Here is a 20,416-nt window from a genome sequence, read left to right on the forward strand (position 1 = left end):
CGTAGGGCGTATCCGCGAAGGGCCCGCCCGGCCCGGACCCGTCTCAGCGCCTGCGCCGTACCTTCGGTTCCGGTACGAGACGCACGACGCCGTTGAGCAGATGGTCGACCAGGTCGTGCGAGGGCTTGTCCGTGAGGTTGGTGAGCAGCCGGGCCAGGGTGTTGAGCAGGAACGGCGACCCCATGACGTAACGGTTGAGGACCGGCTGGAATCCGGAACGGCTGAAGACCAGATCGGCGGCCGTGTTGCCGAGGCGGTAGTAGCGCCCCCAGCGGCGGTTCATCTCGACGGGGTAGCCGTGCAGCACCTGCTCGCGCCGGGGGCCCCGGGGGAGGGCGAGGGCCAGCGTGGCGGTCTCGGCGGCGACCTCGCCGGCCTCCATGGCCTGGCCGATCCCCTCGCCGTTCCAGGGACTGATCATGCCCCCGGAGTCGCCGACGAGCAGGAGTCCGCGGGTGTAGAGGGGATGACGGTTGAACCCCAGCGGAAGGGCCGCGCTGCGGACCGGGCCCTCCGCGTTCTCCTCGCGCAGTCCCCAGGCCTCGGGTGTACGGGCGAGCCACTCGTCCAGGGTGGCGCGCAGGTCCGCCTTTCCGTGCCGTCGGTGCGGCAGTGCACCGAGACCGACGTTGACGCGGCCGTCGCCCATGGGGAAGATCCAGCCGTATCCGGGCAGGTAGTGATCGCTCCCGGGGAACCGGAGGTCGGCCCACAGCTCCAGATACTCCTCCGCGGAGCGCTCGGGGCTGCGGTAGTAGCGGCGGGCGGCCGTCGCGATCTGCCTGTTCCTGTCCCGCTGCAGCCCCATGGCGAGGGCGAGGCGGGCGGAGGCGCCGTCGGCGGCGATCACGATCGGTGCGTGGAAGGTCAGGGGCTCCTTCTCCGTGGTCGTGGCGGTGACCCCGGTGATGCGGCCGGCCCGGTCGGTCAGCGGCTCGGTCACCTTCACACCGCTGCGCAGCCGAGCTCCGGCGGCGACGGCGTGCCGGGCGAGGATGTCGTCGAAATCGTGCCGGCTGCGCGAGAGGCCGAAGTCCGGGTAACGGCCGAGCGCGGGCCAGTCGATGTGCACCTGGTGGTCCCCGGCCACCCACCGCATACCGCGTGAGCGCGTCCATCCCGGAGCCTTGATGTCGACGCCCATCCTGATGAGTTGGTGCACCGCACGCGGAGTCAGGCCGTCCCCGCACACCTTCTCCCGGGGGAAGTGGGACTTCTCCAGCAGCAGGACATCGACACCCGCCCTGGCGAGGTGGAAGGCCGCGGCCGATCCCGCGGGCCCCGCCCCCACCACGATCACCTGGGCCTCCTCGTCCGGGCCGTGGTCGGACCGGGCGTCCGACGGAGACCGGTCTGGCGTCGTTTCCCGCATCGGGAACCCCTTCCTGGAGCCGGTGCCGTACCGGGGACGGCAGCCATCCGCATCATCATCGATCAAGGACGGCCGGTGCGGAACCCGGTCCGGAAATCCGGCACCTTCCTGAAGGGAGCCCAAGATGCGAAGTAGCTGAAACCATGACAATTTACCCTTGCTGGCCAGCTGCTCGGGTGAAAGGGACAGTCTGATGGAGCGTCGTCCGGCGAGTCGAAGACCCTTACGCGATCCCGGCTTCCCCGAGGGCATGCCGGTGCCGTCGCACCGGCCGACGCCGCGTCACCCGGCCCCGCCGCACGCCGCGGCCCCGTCCCGTCCCGGCCCGCCCCTCCGCCGCACGAGTTCCGTCGCCCCTTCCCGCCAGCACCGTTCTGCCGCCGCAAGGAGTGCCGTATGAGCACCATGGACGTCCCCTCGGAAGCCGAGTCGGAGATCCCCGCACCGCGGCCACGGGCCGGGAAGGCCGCGGCGCCGGGGATGACCTGGATCACCCTGGCGCTGATGACCACCGCCTCGGTGGCCAGCCTGCGGTCCGCCCCGACGATGGCCGTGTACGGGCTGGCCTGCGTGTTCCTCTATGTCGTCCCGGCGATCGTGTTCCTGATGCCGACGGCGCTGGTCTCCGCCGAACTGGCGTCGGGGTGGAACGGCGGTGTCTACCGCTGGGTGAGCGAGGGGCTGTCGAAGCCGCTCGGATTCCTCGCCGTGTGGTGCCAGTTCGCGATGACGATCTTCTACTACCCGAGCCTGCTCGCGTACGTCGCCAGCACCATCGCCTACGTCATCGATCCGAGGCTGGCCGGCAGCGGCCTGTACACCGCGATCGTGATCATGGTCCTGTACTGGACCGGGGTCTGGGTCTCCTCCCGGGGCACGAAGGCCGTCGCGGGGCTCTCGTCCTGGGGCCTGATCATCGGGACACTGATACCGGGCACCGTCCTCGTGGTCCTCGGGCTCGTCTTCCTGGGCCAGGGCAACGGCTCCGCCGCTCCGATGACCGGCAGTCATCTGCTTCCCCAGTGGACGGGGCTCGCCAGCCTCGTCCTGATCGTCAACAACTTCCTCAGCTACTCCGGCATGGAGATGAACGCCGTCCATGTCTCGTCGCTGAAGAATCCGGCCAGGGAGTACCCGAGGTCGATGTTCCTCGCCATGGGACTGGTGCTGCTGATCTTCATCCTTCCGGCGCTGGCCATCAGCTGGGTCGTCCCGGCCGAGCAACTGAGCCTCACCGCCGGTGTGATGCAGGCGTTCGACGCGTTCTTCTCGCACTTCCACGTCGGCTGGCTCACCCCGGTCGTGGCCGTCGCCCTCGTCGCAGCGGCGCTCGGCGGCATGCTGACCTGGCTGGCGGGGCCGTCCAAGGGCCTCCTGCTGATCTCCCGGGAGGAGGGCTATCTGCCACCGTTCCTCCAGAAGCTCAACAAGAACGGCATTCAGCAGAACATCCTCGTCACCCAGGGCGTCGTGACCACCGCCATCGCCCTCATGTATGCGCTGATCCCCAATGTCTCCAGCGCCTACTGGATTTTCTCCGTGATCACCACACAGGTGTATCTCATCGTCTACCTGCTGATGTTCGCCGCCGCGATCCGGCTCCGCAGGACCCAGCCCGACCACCCGCGCGGCTACCGCGCCCCCGCCCTCGTGCCCCTGTGCGTCCTCGGCCTGCTCGCCTCGCTCGCCGCCCTGGCCATCGGCTTCGTACCGTCCTCGCAGTTCGGCGGCGGCAGCGTCTGGACGTACATCGCGCTGGTCGGCGGCGGGCTCGTCGTGCTCGGCCTGCTCCTGCCGTACCTCTTCCTCAGGCTCCGGAAGCCCAGCTGGCGCACTCCCGCCGCGGGCCCCCCGGCCGGTCCGGAAGGCGCGACGGCGGACGGTGACGCATGAGCCCGACGCGCATGGCCTCCGAGCACCGCTGGATCTACCTCGGCGCGATCGTGCTCCTGCTCGCCCTCGTCGTCATCGGCATCGTCCAGTACACGAGCGTCAGGGCCACCAACGAGTCCCGCAAGAAGGCCGACGCGCTCAGCGACCGGTTGGTGGAGGCCGGATATCCGGCACCCGACTCCGGCACCGTCCAGAGGCTGCTGGGCACGGACGGCGGCATCGTGTGCGAGTCCCCCGACGACGCGCTCAGGACCGCCCTGTGGAAGATCCAGCTGTCCAACGGCTCGGACGGGCCCGGACAGCGGCCCGTCATCGCCGACACCGGGGCGGTCGGAGCCGAACGGATCGTCCTCCAGGTCTACTGCCCGGACCAGGTCGAAGCGTTCGACCGGACCGTGGACGAGCTCAGGACCGACAGCACGGTCCGGCGCTGAACCCGTACGCCCCGAAGGACCACGAGAACCGGACCACCCGAGTCCGGACCCGACGACCGGGAGACAACGATGAGCGAGCACGAACTGGCCGACCGGATCGCCGCCCTGATGCCGCGCGCCAAGGCGGATCTCACCGAGCTCGTCTCGATCCCGTCCGTCGCCGACCCCCGCCAGTACCCGCCCGAGGAATGCCGGAGAGCGGCCCAGTGGGTCGCCGACGCCTTCACCGGGGCGGGCCTGCACGATGTGCATCTCGCCGAGACGCCCGACGGCAGCGCCGCGGTGCTCGGCCACCGCCCGCCGCCTCCCGGAGCACCGACCGTGCTGCTCTACTGCCACTACGACGTCCAGCCGCCGCTCGACGACGCCGCCTGGACCTCGCCCCCCTTCACGCTCACCGAGCGCGACGGCCGCTGGTACGGACGCGGCACCGCGGACTGCAAGGGCAACATCGTCATGCACCTCACCGCTCTGCGGGCCCTCGGGGACGACCTGCCCGTCGGGCTCCGGTTCGTCGCCGAGGGCTCGGAGGAACAGGGCACCGGCGGCATGGAGGCGTACGTCGAGCAGCACCGCGAGGAGTTCCTGGCCGACGCCCTGCTGATCTGCGACACGGGCAACGCCGCCGTGGGGCAGCCGACCGTGACCACCTCCCTGCGGGGCCTCGCCAGTCTCGTGGTGACCGTGTCCACGCTCCGGGGAGAAGTGCACTCCGGGATGTTCGGCGGGCCGGCCCCGGACGCCCTCGCCGCCCTCGTCCAGCTCCTGTCCACCCTGCGCGACCAGGACGGCGGAACGCGCATCGACGGCCTCGACGCCTCCGGGACCTGGTCCGGGGCGCCGTACGACGAGGAGCAGTTCCGGCGCGACGCCGATGTGCTGGACGGGGTGTCGCTCACCGGTTCCGGTACGGTCTCCGACCGGCTCTGGGCCCGTCCCGCCGTCACCGTCCTGGGCATCGACTGCCCGCCGGTCGTCGGCTCCTCCGCCGCCATCCAGGGCACCGCACGGGCCCGGGTGAGCCTGCGCGTACCCCCGGGAACGGACGCGGACGCCGCACTGCTGGCACTGACCGCCCATCTGGAGAAGGCCGCCCCCTGGGGCGCGCACGTCTCGGTCGAACCGGAAGGGACCGGGGCGCCGTTCCGGGCCGCCACCGACGGACCGGCCTACGCGACCCTGGGCCGGGCCATGGCGGACGTCTACGGCAAGCCGATGGCCGCCCTCGGCCAGGGCGGCTCCATCCCGCTGTGCAACATCCTCACCGGAGCGTACCCCCGCGCCGAGATCATCCTGATGGGCGTGGAGGAACCGCAGTGCCTCATCCACGCCCCCAACGAGAGCGTCGACCCCACCGAGATCCAGCACATGGCCCATGTCGAGGCCCTCTTCCTGAGCCGGTACGCCGCCGCCCGGCGGGGCTGAGCGCGCCGGGACCGGGAGAACCCGGTCACGACTCCAGATAGCGCAGGACCGCCGGCACTCGTCGGCTGGAGCCGGTGGCGCGCGGCAGATCGAGCTTCTCGAAGACCGCGTTGAGGTTCTTCTCGACCGAGCTGAGCGAGATGTGCAGCTGATGTCCGCCTTGTCGAGCCCGGTCTGCGGGGGGCGGGGCCGACGTTGTCGATCTTCACGGCGAGCACGTGGGCGCGCGATCCGGCGGACGTGGGAGTGACGGGGCCGTTCGGCGAGGAGGCCGTTCCCCCACCGCCGCCCCGGCAGCCGGCCGGCGTGGCGACGAGCAGCGCCAGCGCGACCGCTGACACCGCGGCCGGTCTCTTCGTCCGGGATGCGTGCATGGCCGCCGTCCCTTCCGCATCGGCCGACGCGATGCCTCCGGCCACTGCCGCTCGCCGCGACGGCTCCCTGCCCATCATCACGCAGAAGGAGGTTTCGCGGGTTCCCACGGACAGGGCGCGGCGCGGTCCCGCCCCGGACGGCGGCGCGCCGGGGCCCCGCGCTCAGTACGGCAGCGGGCGGCCGGACGGGGTCCTCAGATCGAGGGGCGGCGGCCGGGACGGCAGCTGCGGTCGTCGGACGATCCTGATGCGGCCCACTGCCACCACCCCCTGTCGGTCACCCGTCATATGCCCGGCGGACGACCCGTTCATGCGGCTCCTTTGCGAATCGTCCGGGCCACCGGGCGTTATCGGCCACCGCGCCCCATCCCGCAGGCGAACCAAGGGATATGACGGGGCGTCGGATCGGCCGGTGCCACCGCGTAACGGGAGGGAACGGGAAGGCGCCATCTTTCCGACGCACAGGGGACAGCGCGCACACGCGCTCGCTATCCTCCCGGCTATGAGCCATGAGCGTGGCACGGGTGGGGCATCCGGCGGGGTTCCGCGGAGTTCCGGGTGACCGAGGGCGTGGGCCCCGCGCCGGATGCCCGCACCGCAGAGGTGTGGCGTGCCTTCGGCACCTGTTTGCGTCAGTGGCGCAGGCGCGCCGGGCTCACCCAGGCCCAGGTGGGTGCCCGCGTCGGATACGACCACACCGCGATCAGCAAACTGGAGCACGGCACCCGCCGGACACCGCTGCCGCTGGCCCGCAGGCTGGACGAGCTGATGTCGGCGGGCGGCGCGCTCCTCGCCGCCTGCGAGGCGGCGGAGGCCGCGGGCGCGGGCGGCAGCGGCGAGGAGGGTGCGGGTACGAGCCCCGCACCGGTCCCCGCACGGCAGGGCCCGCTGCCCGGGGAGCCCGCGGGAGGCACCCTGCTCGCGATGCTGCCGCCGGACACCGTCCTGCCCAGCCGCCTGCCCAGCTACGGGCTGATGTGTCCGGTGCACGGCCGTGACGGCTGCACCGTCCCCGTACTCGCCGATGTCGTCGCCCTGCACTCGGCCTTCTGCTCGCTCGGCCCGGCCACCGTGGCGTGCCCGGCGCTGGACATCGACACGGTGCATGCCCTGACGGCGCTGCTCGCCGTCTGCCTGCGGGCCGACGAGGAGCGCGCCTGGCCCGGAGCGACCGTCGTGGTCGAGCGCACCCTGCACGCGATGCTCCGCTGGATGGCCCTGCCCGCGGCCCCGTACCAACGCCAACTCGCGCCGCTGGCGGCCGAGTACGCGCAGTCAGCCGGCTGCCTGCGACTGCTGTGGGGCCGCAACGCGACGGCGATGGCCTGGCTCGACCGGTCGCTGGTCTGGGCCGGACTGGCCGGTCACGTCGGAACGGAGGTGGCCGCCCTCAGCGACATGAGCACGCTGGCGCGGCTGGAGGGCGACGGCCCGTCCGCCCTCGCCTACGGAGGCGCGATCCGGCAGGCCGCCGCCGGCCGGTACTGGGCCGGTGCGATGAGCGATCTGTACCTGGCGCGCGGACACGCGGTACGGGGCGACGCGCGGCAGACCCTGGGCCACATCGACCGTGCCTGGTCGCAACTGGACCGGGTCGGCGAGCAGGACGAGACGGAGGCGCCCTGGCTGTCCGTCGCCTCCGTGCGCCTGCGGGTGGAGTCCGGTGCCGCCGGGGCGCTGCGCGACCTCGCCGCGGCGACCGGGGACCGGCGACTGGCGCTGCGCGCGGTCGGGGCGGCCCGCACCGCGCTGGGTCTGCTCCCGCCCGGGATGCATTCGGCGCGGATGCTGTTCCTGGTACGGATGGCGGACGCCCATGCCTGCGCCCAGGACCCGCAGGCGGCGGTCGCCATCGCGGGACCGGTCCTGGACACCACCGAGGTCACCGCGTCCACGCTGCTCGGCCAGGAACTGCGCGGCCTGCACAGCCGGTTGGCGGCCCGGCACGACAACCTGCCGGAGACCGACGACTTCACCCGCCGGCTGGCGGCCGTGGTCCGCTGAGACGCCGGAGGCGGGACGTGTGTGCACACGCCCCGCCCCGGATGGCACACCGACGGAGGATCAGCCGGCGTTCAGCGTCACGTCGTCCACGACGAAGCTGGTCTGCAGATAGGCGTCCTCACTGCTGGTGAATCCGAGGGTGACCGTCTGGCCGGCGAAGGCGCCGACGTCGAAGGTCTTCTGGGCGTAGGAACCCGCGGCGTCCGCGTTGGAGTACGTCGCGAGCGTCTTGGTGCCCAGCTTCACGGTGAACGTGTCGTACGCGGTCGGGTCGCCCGCCGACTCGTCCGTGTCGGCGCGCAGATAGAACGACAGCTGGTACGCCGAGCAGCCCGACGGAATGGTCAGCGACTGCGAGGCCGTGTCCGAGTGCGTGGATCCCCAGCCCCCGAACCAGGCCGTGTACGCGCCCGTGTGGGCCGGCTTCTCCGACGTCCGGTTGTTGATCACGCCGTCCGTCTGGGTCCACGGTGCGACACCGTTCTCGAAGCCGCCGTTGACGACGACCTGCCGGGCCTGGCAGGTGCCGCCGCCACCGACGACGAGCGAGTACGTGGTGGTGTGGGTGGCCGTGCCGGTCCCGGTCACCGTGATGGTGTACGTGCCCGCCGCGGCCTGGGCCCCGGCGGAGACGGTCATCGTCGAGGAGGAGCCCGACTGCACGGACGCCGGGGCGAACGAGACGGTGACCCCGCTCGGCGCGCCGGAGGCCGTCAGTTTCACGGTCTGCGCGGAGCCGCCGGTGGTCGCGGTGGACACGCTCGCGGTGACCGAGCCGCCCGGCTGGACGTTGCCGGTGACCGGCTTCACCGAGACGGAGAAGTCGTCGGCGGGCGCGGTGGTGCCGACCGAGGTCTTCCACACGGTGTACGCGACGCCGTCGGCGCTGCGGTCGAGCGCGGTCGCGTTGATGTTGGCCGTGGTGTCACAGGACGAGTGGTAGCAGGAGTCGTAGGAACGGCCCGCCGTGCCGCCCCACTTGGCGGCCTGCGCCGAGGTCTTGGTGTCGCCGGCGCCGGTCGCGTAGCCCGAGGTGGGGATGCCGCCCTGCTGGAAGGAGTAGTCGTCCGACCGGCCCTGGCCCTCGACGTTCTCCTCCGGTGCGAGGTTCAGCGAGTCCCAGTACTCCTTCATCGGCGCCGAGGCGGCCGAGTTCACGTTGTTGATGAAGTAGCCGGCGTTGGTCGAGGCCACCATGTCGAAGTTGTAGTACGCCTTGATGGCGCTGCGCTGGGCCGCGCTGAGCTGGCCGACGTAGTACTCGGAGCCCTGGAGGCCCTGCTCCTCGCCGTTCCACCAGGCGAAGCGGACGTGCTTCGTCATGGTGGGGTTCCGCTGGGCCAGCGCGAGGGCGTTCTCCAGCAGGGTGGCCGAGCCCGAGCCGTTGTCGTTGATGCCGGGGCCGGCCGAGACGCCGTCCAGGTGGGAGCCGAACATGATCGTCTGGTCGGTCGGGCCGCCCGGCCAGTCGGCGATGAGGTTGTTGCCCTGGTAGGTGCAGCTGGTGCAGGTCTGCTCGCTGACGGTGTAGCCGGCGGCCTGCAGCTTGCTCTTCACATAGGCGACGGAGGCCGTGTAACCGGCGCTGCCGGCCCGGCGGTTGCCGCCGTTCTGGGTGGCGATGGTGTTCAGCTGAGTGAGGTGCGCCTGCACGTTGGCGACGCTGATGTCCGGTGCGCCGCCGCCGGGGTTGCCGCCGCCGTTGTCGACGGTCAGGGTGTACTGCGCGGTGTGGCTCTGGGTGCCGTCACCCTTCACCGTGAAGGTGTACGCGCCGGGCGCGGCGTTCGAGGACGCCGACACGGTCATCGTCGAGGAGGCTCCGGCCTGCACCGACGACGGGCTGAAGGTCGCGGTGACACCGCTGGGCAGACCGCTCGCCGTCAGACCGACCGCCTGCGCGCTCCCGGAGCTGACCGAGGTCCGCACCGTGGCCGTCACCGAACTGCCCGGCTTCACGGAGCCCGACGCCGGGTCCAGGGACATCGTGAAGTCGTTGTTGCCGCTGGGCGTACAGGCGGGGTCTCCGCTCTGCGCGGGAACGCTGATGGCGTCCCAGGCGGCCTTGGTCCGGTCGAAGAGCACACAGCCCGGGTCCAGGTTCTTCGCGGCGGTCAGCGTGGCCGTGCGGTAGCGCTTGTAGGTCATCCCGCTCGTCTTCAGCAGCATGCCGCCGTAGAAGACCTTGCCCGCGCTCTGGATGCCGACACCGGTGACCGAGGAGCTGTTGCAGGTGGGGCTGGACGGCTTGCCGCCGCCGGGGCTCGAGCCCTCGGCCAGCAGATAGAACCAGTGGTTGAGCGGACCGGCCGCGGCGTGCTCCTCGGTGTTGGGTATCGAGGAGCTGTAGCAGTTCGGGTCGCCGATCTGCCCCGGGTTGTACATGATCCGGATCGGCCCGTTGCCGACCAGGTTGATCTTCTCGCCAACGGTGTAGTCGGGGTCGTCGTACGGCGCCGGCTCATTGGTGTACGCCTCGGTCAGGGCGCCCATGATGTCGCCCGTGGCCTCACCGAGACCGGACTCGTTGTTGGCACCGCCGGGCGTGTACTGGTCGATGCCGTGGCCGAACTCGTGGCCCACCACGTCGATCGCGCCGATCCACTGGTTGGCGTTGTTGTGGCCGATGGAGACCGAGGAGCCGTCCCAGTAGGCGTTGACGTCGTTCAGCCCGACCTCGACCGGCCAGCTGCCGCCGTTGCCGTTGTGTCCGTTGCGGCCGAGCCAGTCCTTGAGCATGTTCCACTCGTGCTGCGCCGCCCACATGACGTCGACGCAGCCGGTCTCCTTGCTGGAGGCGTTGCCGGTGCCCCAGGAGTCACTGGACTTGCTGAAGACACTGCCCGTGCTGTAGTCGGCGCAGCTCAGGCCGGGCCGGTTCGGGTCGCGCAGCGAATAGCTGCTGCCGGACGCGGTGGTGTCGATGGCCAGCGGTGACGGGCCGTTCCACTGGCTGTTCCCGGTGCCCGCCTTGACGTCGTCGTAGCTGTCGAGCACCTTGCCGGTGCCCGCGTCGACGAAGACATGCAGCCGGCTGGGGGACTTGGCGGTGCGCCCGGTGAGTACCGTCTCCCAGGCCAGCCGGGAGGACTTGTCCGTGGCACGGACCACGAGCCGGTGCGATTCCACCCGCTGCACCGTACGGAGCTTCTTACGGGCGGTGGTCTCGGCCGCCCCGGCGGAAATGGTCGGTGTGGTCGGCACGTTGATCCGGCGGGACACCGCGGACTGGGTGCCGCGGACCCGGCCCTCGGAGTCGGCCACCACGACGGCGTCCCCGCCGACGACCGGCAGCCCGCGGTAGGTGCGCTGGTACGCGACGGAGTACAGACCCTTGACCCAAGGGGTCACCATCTGTCTCTCGTACCGCTCTTCGGGCCCCTTCGCCAGGGTGTCGAGACCACTGGCGGCGGCCCGGTCGGCCGCCGACACGGCGGCCGAGAGCGCGCTCGGGGCGGGCGGGGACGGTTCGGCGGATGCAGACTGCCCGCCGGTGACGACCAGCATTCCGGCGAGGACGGCCAGGGTCGTCCCGGCCGTCATCGGTCTGAGTTTCATCGAGGCTCCTTGATTCGGGGGGCCTCGATCACGGGCAGCCGCGTACCATGACGCACTTGCTCCGGCCGTGGTCGGCCGCCCGCGCCCCCGGCGTCCGTGATCGAGCGACCGAACACTCACACGTCGTCATGGACTCGTCAACGAACTGCGGGGGGTGCCGGGGGACTTGGCAAGTTTGGTCAAGCCGCGGTGGTGGGATCACACAACGTCGGTGGTGCGCGCGGTGGTCACTCCAGTCCGGAGATCGTGAACACCGTGCGCGCGTGCCTGCGGTCGATGCGGTCGGACAGCTGTCGCAGTGCCGTCACTCCGCATCGCAGCGTCCCGCGCTCCACGCAGCCGCGGGCATCCTCGGCCAGTCGGTGCCACAGAGCCGGATTCGCGAGGAACACCTCCGGGTCGACCTCGACCCGGCAGCCGTCGGTGTCACGGAGCACCAGGCGCTGGGCCACGCCGTCCGACCAGCGCACCGACACGAGCCGGTCGGTGCGCACGGTCCGCTCGCGCAACAGGCCCCGGCAGGAGAGCCGGCCGACGCCCGCCCGGACCCGCGGCGGCACCAGGACCGCGCACAACAGGGCGGCCAGCCCGGTCCACAACAGGGCGCGCGACCAGCTGAGACGACCGGCCGCCGCGTCGACGGTCAGCAGCAGCCCGAGGAGCGCCACGGAGCAGTGGATCGCGAAACGCAGGTCGGCGGTCCAGCCGTGGTCATGGGCGGTCATGCCGGAGGGGGGCGGTCGCAAGCCGTGAGGGCCGGGAGTGCTCCGGGTGATGTGGCGTCGCATGGCAGTGACGCTAAGCGCGACCGCCGGTCCCGACGGCGTCCGTTGACGAAGCGCTGACGTCGGGGCGGAGGGTCCTGACGGTTGCTTGACGCATGGGCCGCAGGCCGGGAGCGGGGCTGTACAGAACAGGCGCCCGCCATTATCATGCACGCATGACAGGATCTGACGAGGGGACAGTTCTCATAACCAACGTACCAGTGAAGGTGATTGATTGCAAGTCTGCCTGGTGGGCGGAGCTCCACCGCCCCGACGGAGCCGACTGCGGGACAGGGACAGAAAGGCTCGGATCATGACCACGGAGACCCTTGCGGCAGCAGCGTCGGGCACCTGGCGGCTCGGCGACCTCACGGTCAACCGCATCGGATTCGGCGCCATGCGCTTGACGCAGAAGGGCGCGGCGTTCGACGACGACGCGGCCCCGAGCGACCGCGACCGGGCCATCGCCGTGCTGCGCCGCGCGGTGGAGCTCGGCGTCAACCACATCGACACGGCGGCCTTCTACTTCTCGTCGCTGCGCTCCGCGAACGAGCTGATCAACCGGGCACTGGGGCCCTACCCGGACGACCTCGTCATCACCACCAAGGTCGGGCCGGGCCGTGCCCCCTCCGGTGACTGGCTGCCCTGGGCCCGGCCCGAACAGCTGCGGGGACAGGTCGAGGAGAATCTTCGTCAGCTCGGCCGTGACCACCTGGACGTGGTGAACCTGCGCACCTACGGGCCCGCCCCGATCGCCGAGCACTTCGGCGTGCTGGCCGAGCTGCGCGGGAAGGGGCTCATCCGCCACCTCGGTCTCTCCAACGTCCGGCCGTCACAGCTCGCCGAGGCGCAGGCGATCGCACCCGTCGTCTGCGTGCAGAACCGGTTCGCGGTCGACTCGTCCCTTCCCGGCTCGTCGGAACTGCTCCGGATCTGCGGCGAAGAGGGAATCGCCTTCGTGCCCTTCTACTCCATCGCGGGGGAGGGGCGCGAGGCGGGGCCCGTCGGGTCGGAACGGCCGGAGATCCTCGCGATGGCCCGCGCCCACGGGGTCTCGTCCGTTCAGGTCCGGCTGGCGTGGACGCTGCATCAGGGCTCCCATGTGCTGGCCATCCCGGGCACCGGGAATCCGGCCCATCTGGAGGCCAACGTGGCCGCCGGTGCGCTGCGGCTCTCGCCGGAGGAACTGACCCTGCTGCAGCAGGGCCCGTCCGCCGCCGTAGCTCCGCAGGCGCGGTGACGGAGTCAGTCCTCCTCGTCGCCCTCCTCGTCCTGTACCGGCTGCTCCGGTGCGGACGAGGGGGCGTTCGACTGCGGCCCGGTGGTCGCGGTCGGGCCGGAGCCGGGGGTGTCGGGTGAGCCGGAGTCCGGGGAGAACAGGGTCATCCCCAGGTACACGGCCGCGATGAAGGCGACCGTGCCGGCGATGGCGCTCGCCACCCTGGGCCGGCGCCTGATCGCGTCCCGGGCGCCGGAACCCCGCCGGGCGGGTGCGGCCCGTTCCGCCGGGCGGCGTCTGCGGCCACCGGACTGCGGCAGCCGATACGTCGTCATGCCCGCGCCCTGCTCGGCGGAGCCGGCCGTCGGGGCGGGGCCGTACGCGGGCGCGGCTGCCGGGGGGCGCGGAATGCCCGTCCCCGCGGGTGCGGAAACGCGCGGAGCGCCGGTCGCCGCGGGCGGGGCCGGGGCGTACATCGGCAGGGGCTCCGGCTGCCCACGCCAGGCATCGCCCTGGAACCACTCGGCGACCTGCTGGGCGCCGGGCCGGTCCTCGGGCTGCTTCGCGAGCAGCCCCAGCAGGTAGGAGTCGAAGGCCGGGGACAGGTCGACGCCCCGCTGTCTGAGCGGTACGGGCGGCGTATCGACATGTTGATAGAGCGTGGCGGTCGCCGTGTCCGAGCGGAACGGCGGATCTCCCAACAGAAGCTGGTAGATCACACAGCCGAGGGAGTACATGTCGGACGCCGCACCGGCCGTACGGCCCAGGGCGCGCTCCGGGGCGAGATAGAGACTGGTGCCGACGATCTGTCCCGTCGTGGTCAGCGCGGCGGACGGGTCGTCGACGAACTGGGCGATACCGAAGTCGCCGATCTTGACGGACCCCTCGGCGTCCAGCATCAGGTTCCCGGGCTTGATGTCACGGTGCACGATGCCCTGGCGATGGGCGGCGGCGAGACCCGCGGCCGCCTGACCGGCGATCCGGGCGACCTGCTCGGCGCCGAGCCGCTCCTCGGCCGAGAGGAGATCGCCCAGGCTCCTGCCCTCGACGAGCTCCATCACGAGGAAGAAGCGGTCCTCCCAGGCCCCGAAGTCGAACACGGCCACCAGATGAGGGTGGCTCAGGCGGGCCGCGGTCTGCGCCTCCAGCCGGAACCGGGCGGTGGCCGACTCGTCCGCGTGGCCGCCCAGCAGCAGCTTGACGGCGACCGCTCTGCCGAGCACTTCGTCCGCGGCACGCCACACCTCGCCCATGCCGCCGCGGCCGATGGGGGAAATCAACCGGTACCGACCAGCTACCAGCACCTGTGCACCAATCTCGAATTGTGGGCCGCTTCTGCTGCCACGGCGGCGACCCGACCGGGATCGGGGCGAGGTGGGGGGCGCGCGGCAAGATCAGGATATCGGGCCGCCGGACCTCGTGGTCCCGTCGAGTGCCCCGCCGTCCCCGCCGGGCTCCGGCGGGCGGGGACGAACCGTCTGTTTTCCCGTCGGCCGCGCTCCTCTCACCAGGTGTCGACGAACGGACGGCGACTGCCGGGCGGGCGCGGACCGGGATCATGCCTCCGGGAACAGCCAGTCGTACGCGGTTTGCGCCGTGAACTCGCCCTGCCCGCCCGGAAAGAGAAGACCGGCCGCCTCGAACGCCGGATCGCCGGCCGTCGCGGCCACATAGGGAATCGCGATGCAGCGCATGCCCGCCGCATGCGCCGCCGCCGCGCCCGGGGCGGAGTCCTCCAGCACCACACAGCGGGCCGGCGCCGTACCCAGGCGCCGGGCCGCCTCCAGGAACACATCCGGTTCCGGCTTGCCGTGCGCCACCTCTTCGGCGGAGACGTACGTGGTCAGACATGCGTCGAGTCCGGTGCCCGCCAGCACCGCCTCGATCGCCGCCCGCGACGAACCCGACGCGACCGCCATGGCGACGCCGTCCAGGTGCAGCCGGTCCACGAACTTCCGCATCTGGGGGAAGACTTCGGTCGACGTCCTGGCCAGTTCCAGATACAGGGCGTCCTGTCCCGCCACCAGTTCGCCGACGGGCGCCTTGATCCCGTACCTGTCGCGCAGGGCCGCCAGCGTCTCGTGGACGCCGATGCCGATGAACCCGAGGTGCTCGGCCCAGGTGAAGCCGGGCACGCCGTACTCCGCCAGCAGGCGGCGCGCCGCCTCGTAGTAGTTGGGCTCGCTGTCCACCAGCGTGGCGTCGAGATCGAAGACGACGGCCGGTTCGGGGAGGTGCGGAGAACTCATGGCGTCCAGCATGCCAAGCCGGTGATCACTTCCGCCCGCCCGCCGCCGTACGGCCCACCGATTCGACCAGCGGAAGCAGCCGGTGCGGCACCCGTTCCCGCAGCGCCACCTCGGTACGTGTCCTGACCACTCCGGGCAACTGGATCAGCCGCTGGATCACATCCTCCAGGTGCCCGTTGTCACGGGCCACCACCCGCGCCAGCAGATCCCCGCCGCCCGTGGTCGAGAAGGCCTCGACGATCTCCGGCACCTCGGCGAGCGCCTCGCCGACCTCGTCGAGATGCCCCTGGGTGACCTCCAGATGGGCGAAGGCCAGCACCGGGTGGCCCAGCGCCGCGGGGGACAGGACCGGCCCGGTACCGGTGATCACACCGTCCCGCTCCAGCCGGTCGATCCGGGCCTGGAGGGTGCCCCGCGCGATGGAGAGGATGCGCGCGTACTCGCGGACGCTGGTACGCGGCTGCTCGATGAGCAGTCGGAGGATACGGGTGTCTAGGGCGTCCACCGCCATGGTCCGCTGGCCTCTTCCTGGTACGACGATCCGGGCTGCGACTGTACCAACGGCACAGCGGAGGCCCTGCCGGAGCGGTCCGGTCCGGAACTGACCGCGTGTCATACCCGTAGTCCTTGAGAGCTACGGAAAAGGTTCACACCCCGGTGGGACGCCGACTACAGGGCCCCGTCCATAGCTTCTGTACCGAAGCACCGAACACCGAAGCACCGAAGCACCGAAGCGCTGAAGCCACCAGGTACGGAAGGAACAACCCGTCATGCCGTCCCATCCGCGCAGGTCCCGCCTGCGCCGCGGCCTGCTCGCCGCGCTGGTGGCCGCCTCGGTGGCGGTGCCGGTCTCGGGCGCGGCGGGCCCCGCGGCCGTACCGGCGCCCGCTCCGGCCGTCCGGGGCCCGCTGCGTACGGCCGCGCCCGAGGCTCTCGCCGGGCGGTACGCCGCGACACGGGCCGACATCGGCGCGGCCGAGCGGGCGGCGGCCCGTCACGGTGACCGCAGGCGCGCTGCCGCGCTGCACACCATGGCCGCCCCCGACCGCCGTTTCCTCGCCTTCGACGGCCGCGACGGCGGCCGCGGCGTCGAGGTCGTCGGCGATCTGTCGCACGCGGAACGGATCGCCGTACTGGTCCCCGGCGCGGGCATCGACATCGACCACTACTGGCGCCTGCGCAACGGCTCGCTCGCGCTGCGCAGGGAACTGGGCGAGCGGTCGGCGGTGGTCGCCTGGCTCGGATACCGGACGCCGGCGACGGTGAGCCCCACCTCGCTCACTTCGGGGCGGGCCGTCGAGGCCGCCCCCGAACTTGTGCGATTCATAGCAGAGTTGTTGCGGCTCAAGCCCGCGGCCCGTACCACCGTCCTCTGCCACTCCTACGGCTCCGTCGTCTGCGCACGGGCCGCGCACGGACTGCGGGTCGCCGACATCGTCCTGTACGGCAGTCCGGGCACCGGCTACCGGAGCGCCGCCGCCCTGCACACCCCGGCCACCGTCTGGGCGGGCCGCGCCGGCCACGACTGGATCGCGGACGTACCGCACGTGGAGCTCCGACTGCCCTTCGTGGACATCGGGTTCGGAACGGACCCGGTCTCGCCCGGGTTCGGTGCCGAGATCTTCGCGGCGGGCTCCGGCGGTCACAGCGACTACCTGAAGACCGGTTCCGAACCACTGAGGAACATCGCCCGGATCGTGGCCGGCGCGGCCGGATCCGCCAGGACCCCGGGAGGGCACCATGCGTGATTTCACCCGCCGGATCGAATCCGCCACCCCCGCCGACCGCGACCGCGCCGTCGACGCACTGCGCGCCATCGCCATCCTCGGCGTCGTCCTCGGCCACTGGCTGGTGACCGCACTGGTCGTCGACAGCGGCACGGTGCACGGAGCGAGTCCGCTCCAGTACATGCCCGGCCTCACCCCGGTCTCCTGGATGCTCCAGACCCTCGCGGTCTTCTTCCTGGTCGGCGGACTGGTCGGCGCGAGGAGTCATGCCGCCGCCCGCGCCCGGGGCGAGAGCTACGGCCGGTGGCTGCGCACGCGGATGGGCCGGCTGTTGCGCCCGATGGCCGTGGTGCCGGTCGTATGGACCGTGGCGGCGTGCACGATGCTCGCCTCCGGGGTGGACCAGGACACCGTGCGCGCCCTGTGCAAGCTGGTGTGGTCCCCGCTCTGGTTCATCGTGGTCTTCGCGGCGTTGACGGCGGCGACCCCGCTGGTGGCGAAGCTGCATCCGCTGTGGCCGTTCGCCGTCGTGCTGGTTGTCGACCTCTACCGGTTCGGCCTCGACGCTCCCGGCGGATTCGCCTCGGTCAACGTGGCGGCGGGCTGGCTGGTGCCGTACTGCCTGGGCGCGGCCTGGTCCCGCGGCGAGCTGCTCAGCCGCCGGACCGGCTGGACGCTGCTGCTCGGCGGGGCCGCGGCCACCGCCGGACTGGTCCTGTGGGCCGGCTACCCCGCGGCCATGGTCGGGGTGCCCGGTGTGGAGATCTCCAACCTCGACCCGCCGACCCTCGTCGTGGTCACCTTCGGCCTCGCGCAGTGCGGGGCGGCGCTGCTGCTGCTCGGCCCGCTGCGCCGGCTGCTGCGACGCCCCGCACTGTGGGCGGTGGTGGCGACGGTGAACCTCTCGGCGATGACGGTGTTCCTGTGGCACCAGACCGCGATGATCGCGGTCACCGCGACCGGCCTGTTGGCGGGCGGGGCGCTGCCGGGCCTGCACACCGTGCCCGACGGACCCGGCTGGGTACTCGCCCGGCTGGCCTGGCTGCCGGTGTTCGCCCTTGCGCTGCTGATCTGCTGGCTGGCGTTCCGCGGTTACGAGCAGCGGCGGTCACCGCGGACGAAGAACCTGGTCGTCCGCGAGGGGCGACCCGCCGGATCGGTGGCGGCACGACGTGTCTAAGGTGCGAGCTGTGAACCGGGGGGACATGGTGAAGCGATCGGCGCGGGTACTGCGGGCATTGCCCCGTACCCTGCGCGAGGACCTCGCGACCTCGGCGGTCGACCCGAACGGGCAGTCGGGGCAGCCGCGTTGGCTGGAGTGGCGGCCGGTGATCATGGTGCCGCTGCTGATGTTCACGGTGGGGGTGCTCATCGCGGGCAGCAACCAGTACGCCTTCGACTTCGGGATGGGCATTCAGCTCGGCATCCTCTTCGCCGGGGTCCAGTCGGCGGCGATCGTCGTCGCTCTGTACCGCCCGGTTCAGGCCTGGTGGGCGTCGATGCTCATCATGGTGCTGGTCACCCCGTTCGCCGCGAACTCCGGCTTCGGGTCGCGGGTGCCGTGGAACGGAGCGTTCCCCTGGAGCGGGGCCGGGATCGCGATGCAGGCCGGAGTGCTGTTCCTGGTCGCGCTGCGGATGCGCCCCCGGATCGCCGCCGAGACCCTGACGATCACCGTGCTCGCGGGGCTCCTCTGCGGAGCGGGCACCCCCTGGCGCAGCGCCAACGACATCCGCCTCGCCGTCGCCGTCCTCGTCATCACGGTGGTGATGGGTGTCGCGCTGCACGGCCTCGCGGTGGCCCGTACACAGCTGGTCGAGCAGGAGGAGCTCACCGCCGAGGAGCGTGCCAGACGCACCCTGCTGGAGGAGCGCAACCGCATCGCACGCGAGCTGCACGACGTGGTCGCCCACCACATGTCGGTCATCTCCATCCAGGCGCAGGTCGTCCCGCACCTGGTCGAGAACCCGTCCGACGAGCTGAGGGAGAACGCCGAGGGCATCCGCAGGAACGCGGTCGACGCGCTCACCGAACTGCGCAGGGTGCTCGGCGTACTGCGCTCCGAGGACCCCCTGCCGCAGGCCGTTCGGCACGCCCCGCAGCCCACCCTGGAACGGCTCGACGAACTGATCGGCAACGCGCGCGGTGCCGGGCTCACGGTCACCGTCGCGACCACCGGGGAGCCGCGTCCGCTGTCGCCGGGCGTCGAGTTGTCGGCGTTCCGCATCGTGCAGGAGGCGCTCAGCAACGCGATGCGGCACGCGCCGGGTGCGCGGGTGCGGGTGGAGATCTGCCACCGGGCGGCCGGGGTCACGGTCCGGATCACCAACACCGCGCCGGACCGGGCCGCCCCGCCCACCCCGGGCGCCGGTCACGGCCTGCTCGGCATGCGCGAGCGCACCGCGATGCTGGGAGGCGAGCTCGCCACCGGAGCAACCCCCGACGGCGGGTACGAAGTCACTGCGATACTGCCCGCACCGCCCCCTGCGGAGCCCGCCGGTCCCGCCGCGCCCGCCGACCTTGCCGAGGACACCCGATGACGGCCATCCGCGTTCTGATCGCCGACGACCAGATGATGGTCCGGCAGGGCCTCACGGTGCTGCTGAACGCCGAACCCGGCATCGAGGTCGTCGGCCAGGCGGTGGACGGTGCCGACGCCGTGGAGAAGGTGGCCGAACTCGCCCCGGACGTCGTTCTGATGGACATCCGCATGCCCCGGCTCGGCGGCATAGAGGCGACACGCGTCGTCACCGGGGCCGACGGCGCCACCGTCAAGGTTCTCGTCCTGACCACCTTCGATCTCGACGAGTACGTCTACGAGGCGCTGCGCGCGGGCGCGTCCGGGTTCCTCCTGAAGGACGCCTCGGCCGACGAACTCGCCCATGCGGTACGGGTGGTGGCGCAGGGTGAGGCCCTGCTCGCCCCGAACATCACCAAGCGGCTGATCGCCGAGTTCGCCCGGGTGAGTGCCGGTCCGCGCGCCCAGCTCAAGTCCCGCACCGGTGAACTGACGGAGCGTGAGACCGAGGTGCTGGCCCTGATCGCGCAGGGCCTGTCCAACACCGAGATCGCCGAGCGTCTCGTGGTGGCCGAACAGACCGTGAAGTCCCATGTGGGCCGGATCCTTTCCAAGCTGGGACTGCGCGACCGGACCCAGGCCGCGGTCCACGCCTATGAGACGGGTCTGGTGCGCCCGGCCGGCTACTGAGCCCGCTCCGTCACCCACGTAACACCGCGTCCGAGTCCGCCACTTGCCCCCGCACGACCGGGAACGGCAGGAGCGGTACGGCTCCGGCGCGTACAGAACCGAACCGACACCGACCGATCGGGCCGAGGCCCGCCCGGCGAGCCGCCGTGTCCCGAGACCGGGCAGCAAGCTGCCTCCACCTCGCGGTCC

16 protein-coding genes and 1 pseudogene are annotated in these 20,416 nt (G+C 71.7%); 9 read left to right on the plus strand and 8 right to left on the minus strand.

Annotated elements, in window-relative coordinates; all coding sequences use genetic code 11:
• Positions 1-43: 43 nt before the first annotated feature.
• Positions 44-1,372 carry a geranylgeranyl reductase family protein gene (locus tag OG520_RS35230; RefSeq protein WP_406015801.1) on the minus strand — a complete coding sequence of 443 codons (1,329 nt, stop codon included), beginning with the start codon at positions 1,370-1,372 and terminating at the stop codon, positions 44-46.
• Between the two features lie 396 nt (positions 1,373-1,768).
• Here OG520_RS35230 and OG520_RS35235 point away from each other — a divergent pair, with 396 nt between their 5' ends.
• The 3 genes from OG520_RS35235 to OG520_RS35245 all read left to right on the plus strand — a co-directional run bounded on the left by OG520_RS35235 (position 1,769) and on the right by OG520_RS35245 (position 5,124).
• The gene (locus OG520_RS35235) at positions 1,769-3,265 is read left to right on the plus strand and encodes an APC family permease (protein WP_406015802.1); all 1,497 of its coding nucleotides are present in this window, start codon (positions 1,769-1,771) and stop codon (positions 3,263-3,265) included.
• Positions 3,262-3,699, plus strand: a complete 438-nt coding sequence (locus OG520_RS35240; RefSeq protein ID WP_406015803.1) for a hypothetical protein — start codon at positions 3,262-3,264, stop codon at positions 3,697-3,699. The genes OG520_RS35235 and OG520_RS35240 overlap by 4 nt, the downstream gene beginning before the upstream one ends.
• 69 nt (positions 3,700-3,768) lie before the next feature.
• Positions 3,769-5,124: a dipeptidase gene (locus OG520_RS35245; protein ID WP_406015804.1), complete on the plus strand. Its 1,356-nt coding sequence runs from the start codon at positions 3,769-3,771 to the stop codon at positions 5,122-5,124.
• Positions 5,125-5,149: 25 nt separating this feature from the next.
• Here OG520_RS35245 and OG520_RS35250 read toward each other — a convergent pair.
• Positions 5,150-5,275: pseudogene (locus OG520_RS35250) on the minus strand (DNA-binding response regulator); the annotation flags it as partial.
• Positions 5,276-5,660: 385 nt separating this feature from the next.
• Positions 5,661-5,810, minus strand: coding sequence for a hypothetical protein (locus OG520_RS35255; RefSeq protein WP_399331842.1), 150 nt, complete (start codon positions 5,808-5,810; stop codon positions 5,661-5,663).
• Positions 5,811-6,056: 246 nt separating this feature from the next.
• On the opposite strand from OG520_RS35255, the gene OG520_RS35260 reads away from it, so the two are divergent.
• Complete coding sequence (locus OG520_RS35260) at positions 6,057-7,502, plus strand: helix-turn-helix domain-containing protein (protein WP_406015805.1); 1,446 nt, start codon at positions 6,057-6,059, stop codon at positions 7,500-7,502.
• Between the two features lie 60 nt (positions 7,503-7,562).
• Here the strand turns inward: OG520_RS35260 and OG520_RS35265 are convergent, their stop codons facing one another.
• Complete coding sequence (locus OG520_RS35265) at positions 7,563-11,045, minus strand: M28 family peptidase (protein WP_406016638.1); 3,483 nt, start codon at positions 11,043-11,045, stop codon at positions 7,563-7,565.
• A gap of 242 nt (positions 11,046-11,287) precedes the next feature.
• A complete protein-coding gene (locus OG520_RS35270) occupies positions 11,288-11,785 on the minus strand; it encodes a hypothetical protein (protein ID WP_406015806.1) in 498 nt (165 codons plus the stop codon).
• A 352-nt stretch (positions 11,786-12,137) separates the two neighbouring features.
• Here OG520_RS35270 and OG520_RS35275 point away from each other — a divergent pair, with 352 nt between their 5' ends.
• Positions 12,138-13,064: an aldo/keto reductase gene (locus OG520_RS35275; protein WP_406015807.1), complete on the plus strand. Its 927-nt coding sequence runs from the start codon at positions 12,138-12,140 to the stop codon at positions 13,062-13,064.
• A 5-nt stretch (positions 13,065-13,069) separates the two neighbouring features.
• On the opposite strand, the gene OG520_RS35280 is transcribed toward OG520_RS35275, so the two are convergent.
• From OG520_RS35280 to OG520_RS35290, 3 genes are all read right to left on the minus strand, one after another.
• Positions 13,070-14,296 carry a serine/threonine-protein kinase gene (locus OG520_RS35280; RefSeq protein WP_406016639.1) on the minus strand — a complete coding sequence of 409 codons (1,227 nt, stop codon included), beginning with the start codon at positions 14,294-14,296 and terminating at the stop codon, positions 13,070-13,072.
• 303 nt (positions 14,297-14,599) lie between these two features.
• Positions 14,600-15,292, minus strand: coding sequence for an HAD family hydrolase (locus tag OG520_RS35285; RefSeq protein ID WP_406015808.1), 693 nt, complete (start codon positions 15,290-15,292; stop codon positions 14,600-14,602).
• A 25-nt stretch (positions 15,293-15,317) separates the two neighbouring features.
• Entirely contained in the window at positions 15,318-15,803 is a 486-nt protein-coding gene (locus tag OG520_RS35290) for an Lrp/AsnC family transcriptional regulator (protein WP_389978720.1), read from the minus strand.
• Positions 15,804-16,062: 259 nt separating this feature from the next.
• On the opposite strand from OG520_RS35290, the gene OG520_RS35295 reads away from it, so the two are divergent.
• The 4 genes from OG520_RS35295 to OG520_RS35310 are packed head-to-tail and all read left to right on the plus strand — an operon-like array spanning position 16,063 to position 20,227.
• Entirely contained in the window at positions 16,063-17,040 is a 978-nt protein-coding gene (locus OG520_RS35295) for an alpha/beta hydrolase (protein WP_406015809.1), read from the plus strand.
• Positions 17,033-18,199, plus strand: coding sequence for an acyltransferase (locus OG520_RS35300; RefSeq protein ID WP_406015810.1), 1,167 nt, complete (start codon positions 17,033-17,035; stop codon positions 18,197-18,199). Before OG520_RS35295 ends, OG520_RS35300 begins: the two co-directional genes overlap by 8 nt.
• Before the next feature lie 10 nt (positions 18,200-18,209).
• The gene (locus tag OG520_RS35305) at positions 18,210-19,559 is read left to right on the plus strand and encodes a sensor histidine kinase (RefSeq protein ID WP_406015811.1); all 1,350 of its coding nucleotides are present in this window, start codon (positions 18,210-18,212) and stop codon (positions 19,557-19,559) included.
• The gene (locus OG520_RS35310) at positions 19,556-20,227 is read left to right on the plus strand and encodes a response regulator (RefSeq protein ID WP_399331858.1); all 672 of its coding nucleotides are present in this window, start codon (positions 19,556-19,558) and stop codon (positions 20,225-20,227) included. Before OG520_RS35305 ends, OG520_RS35310 begins: the two co-directional genes overlap by 4 nt.
• Positions 20,228-20,416: the final 189 nt, after the last annotated feature.

This window comes from Streptomyces sp. NBC_00984 (genome assembly GCF_045162475.1).
In the GTDB taxonomy this organism is placed as follows: Bacteria; Actinomycetota; Actinomycetes; order Streptomycetales; family Streptomycetaceae; genus Streptomyces.

What these genes read in the sequence shown, in the direction of transcription:
- OG520_RS35235 (WP_406015802.1), top strand. Translation starts at nt 1,769, where the DNA reads ATGAGCACCATGGACGTCCCCTCGGAAGCCGAGTCGGAGATCCCCGCA.
- OG520_RS35240 (WP_406015803.1), top strand. Translation starts at nt 3,262, where the DNA reads ATGAGCCCGACGCGCATGGCCTCCGAGCACCGCTGGATCTACCTCGGC.
- OG520_RS35280 (WP_406016639.1), bottom strand. Translation starts at nt 14,296, where the DNA reads ATGGGCGAGGTGTGGCGTGCCGCGGACGAAGTGCTCGGCAGAGCGGTC.
- OG520_RS35230 (WP_406015801.1), bottom strand. Translation starts at nt 1,372, where the DNA reads ATGCGGGAAACGACGCCAGACCGGTCTCCGTCGGACGCCCGGTCCGAC.
- OG520_RS35275 (WP_406015807.1), top strand. Translation starts at nt 12,138, where the DNA reads ATGACCACGGAGACCCTTGCGGCAGCAGCGTCGGGCACCTGGCGGCTC.
- OG520_RS35290 (WP_389978720.1), bottom strand. Translation starts at nt 15,803, where the DNA reads ATGGCGGTGGACGCCCTAGACACCCGTATCCTCCGACTGCTCATCGAG.
- OG520_RS35255 (WP_399331842.1), bottom strand. Translation starts at nt 5,810, where the DNA reads ATGAACGGGTCGTCCGCCGGGCATATGACGGGTGACCGACAGGGGGTG.
- OG520_RS35265 (WP_406016638.1), bottom strand. Translation starts at nt 11,045, where the DNA reads ATGACGGCCGGGACGACCCTGGCCGTCCTCGCCGGAATGCTGGTCGTC.
- OG520_RS35295 (WP_406015809.1), top strand. Translation starts at nt 16,063, where the DNA reads ATGCCGTCCCATCCGCGCAGGTCCCGCCTGCGCCGCGGCCTGCTCGCC.
- OG520_RS35245 (WP_406015804.1), top strand. Translation starts at nt 3,769, where the DNA reads ATGAGCGAGCACGAACTGGCCGACCGGATCGCCGCCCTGATGCCGCGC.
- OG520_RS35270 (WP_406015806.1), bottom strand. Translation starts at nt 11,785, where the DNA reads ATGACCGCCCATGACCACGGCTGGACCGCCGACCTGCGTTTCGCGATC.
- OG520_RS35285 (WP_406015808.1), bottom strand. Translation starts at nt 15,292, where the DNA reads ATGAGTTCTCCGCACCTCCCCGAACCGGCCGTCGTCTTCGATCTCGAC.
- OG520_RS35300 (WP_406015810.1), top strand. Translation starts at nt 17,033, where the DNA reads ATGCGTGATTTCACCCGCCGGATCGAATCCGCCACCCCCGCCGACCGC.
- OG520_RS35310 (WP_399331858.1), top strand. Translation starts at nt 19,556, where the DNA reads ATGACGGCCATCCGCGTTCTGATCGCCGACGACCAGATGATGGTCCGG.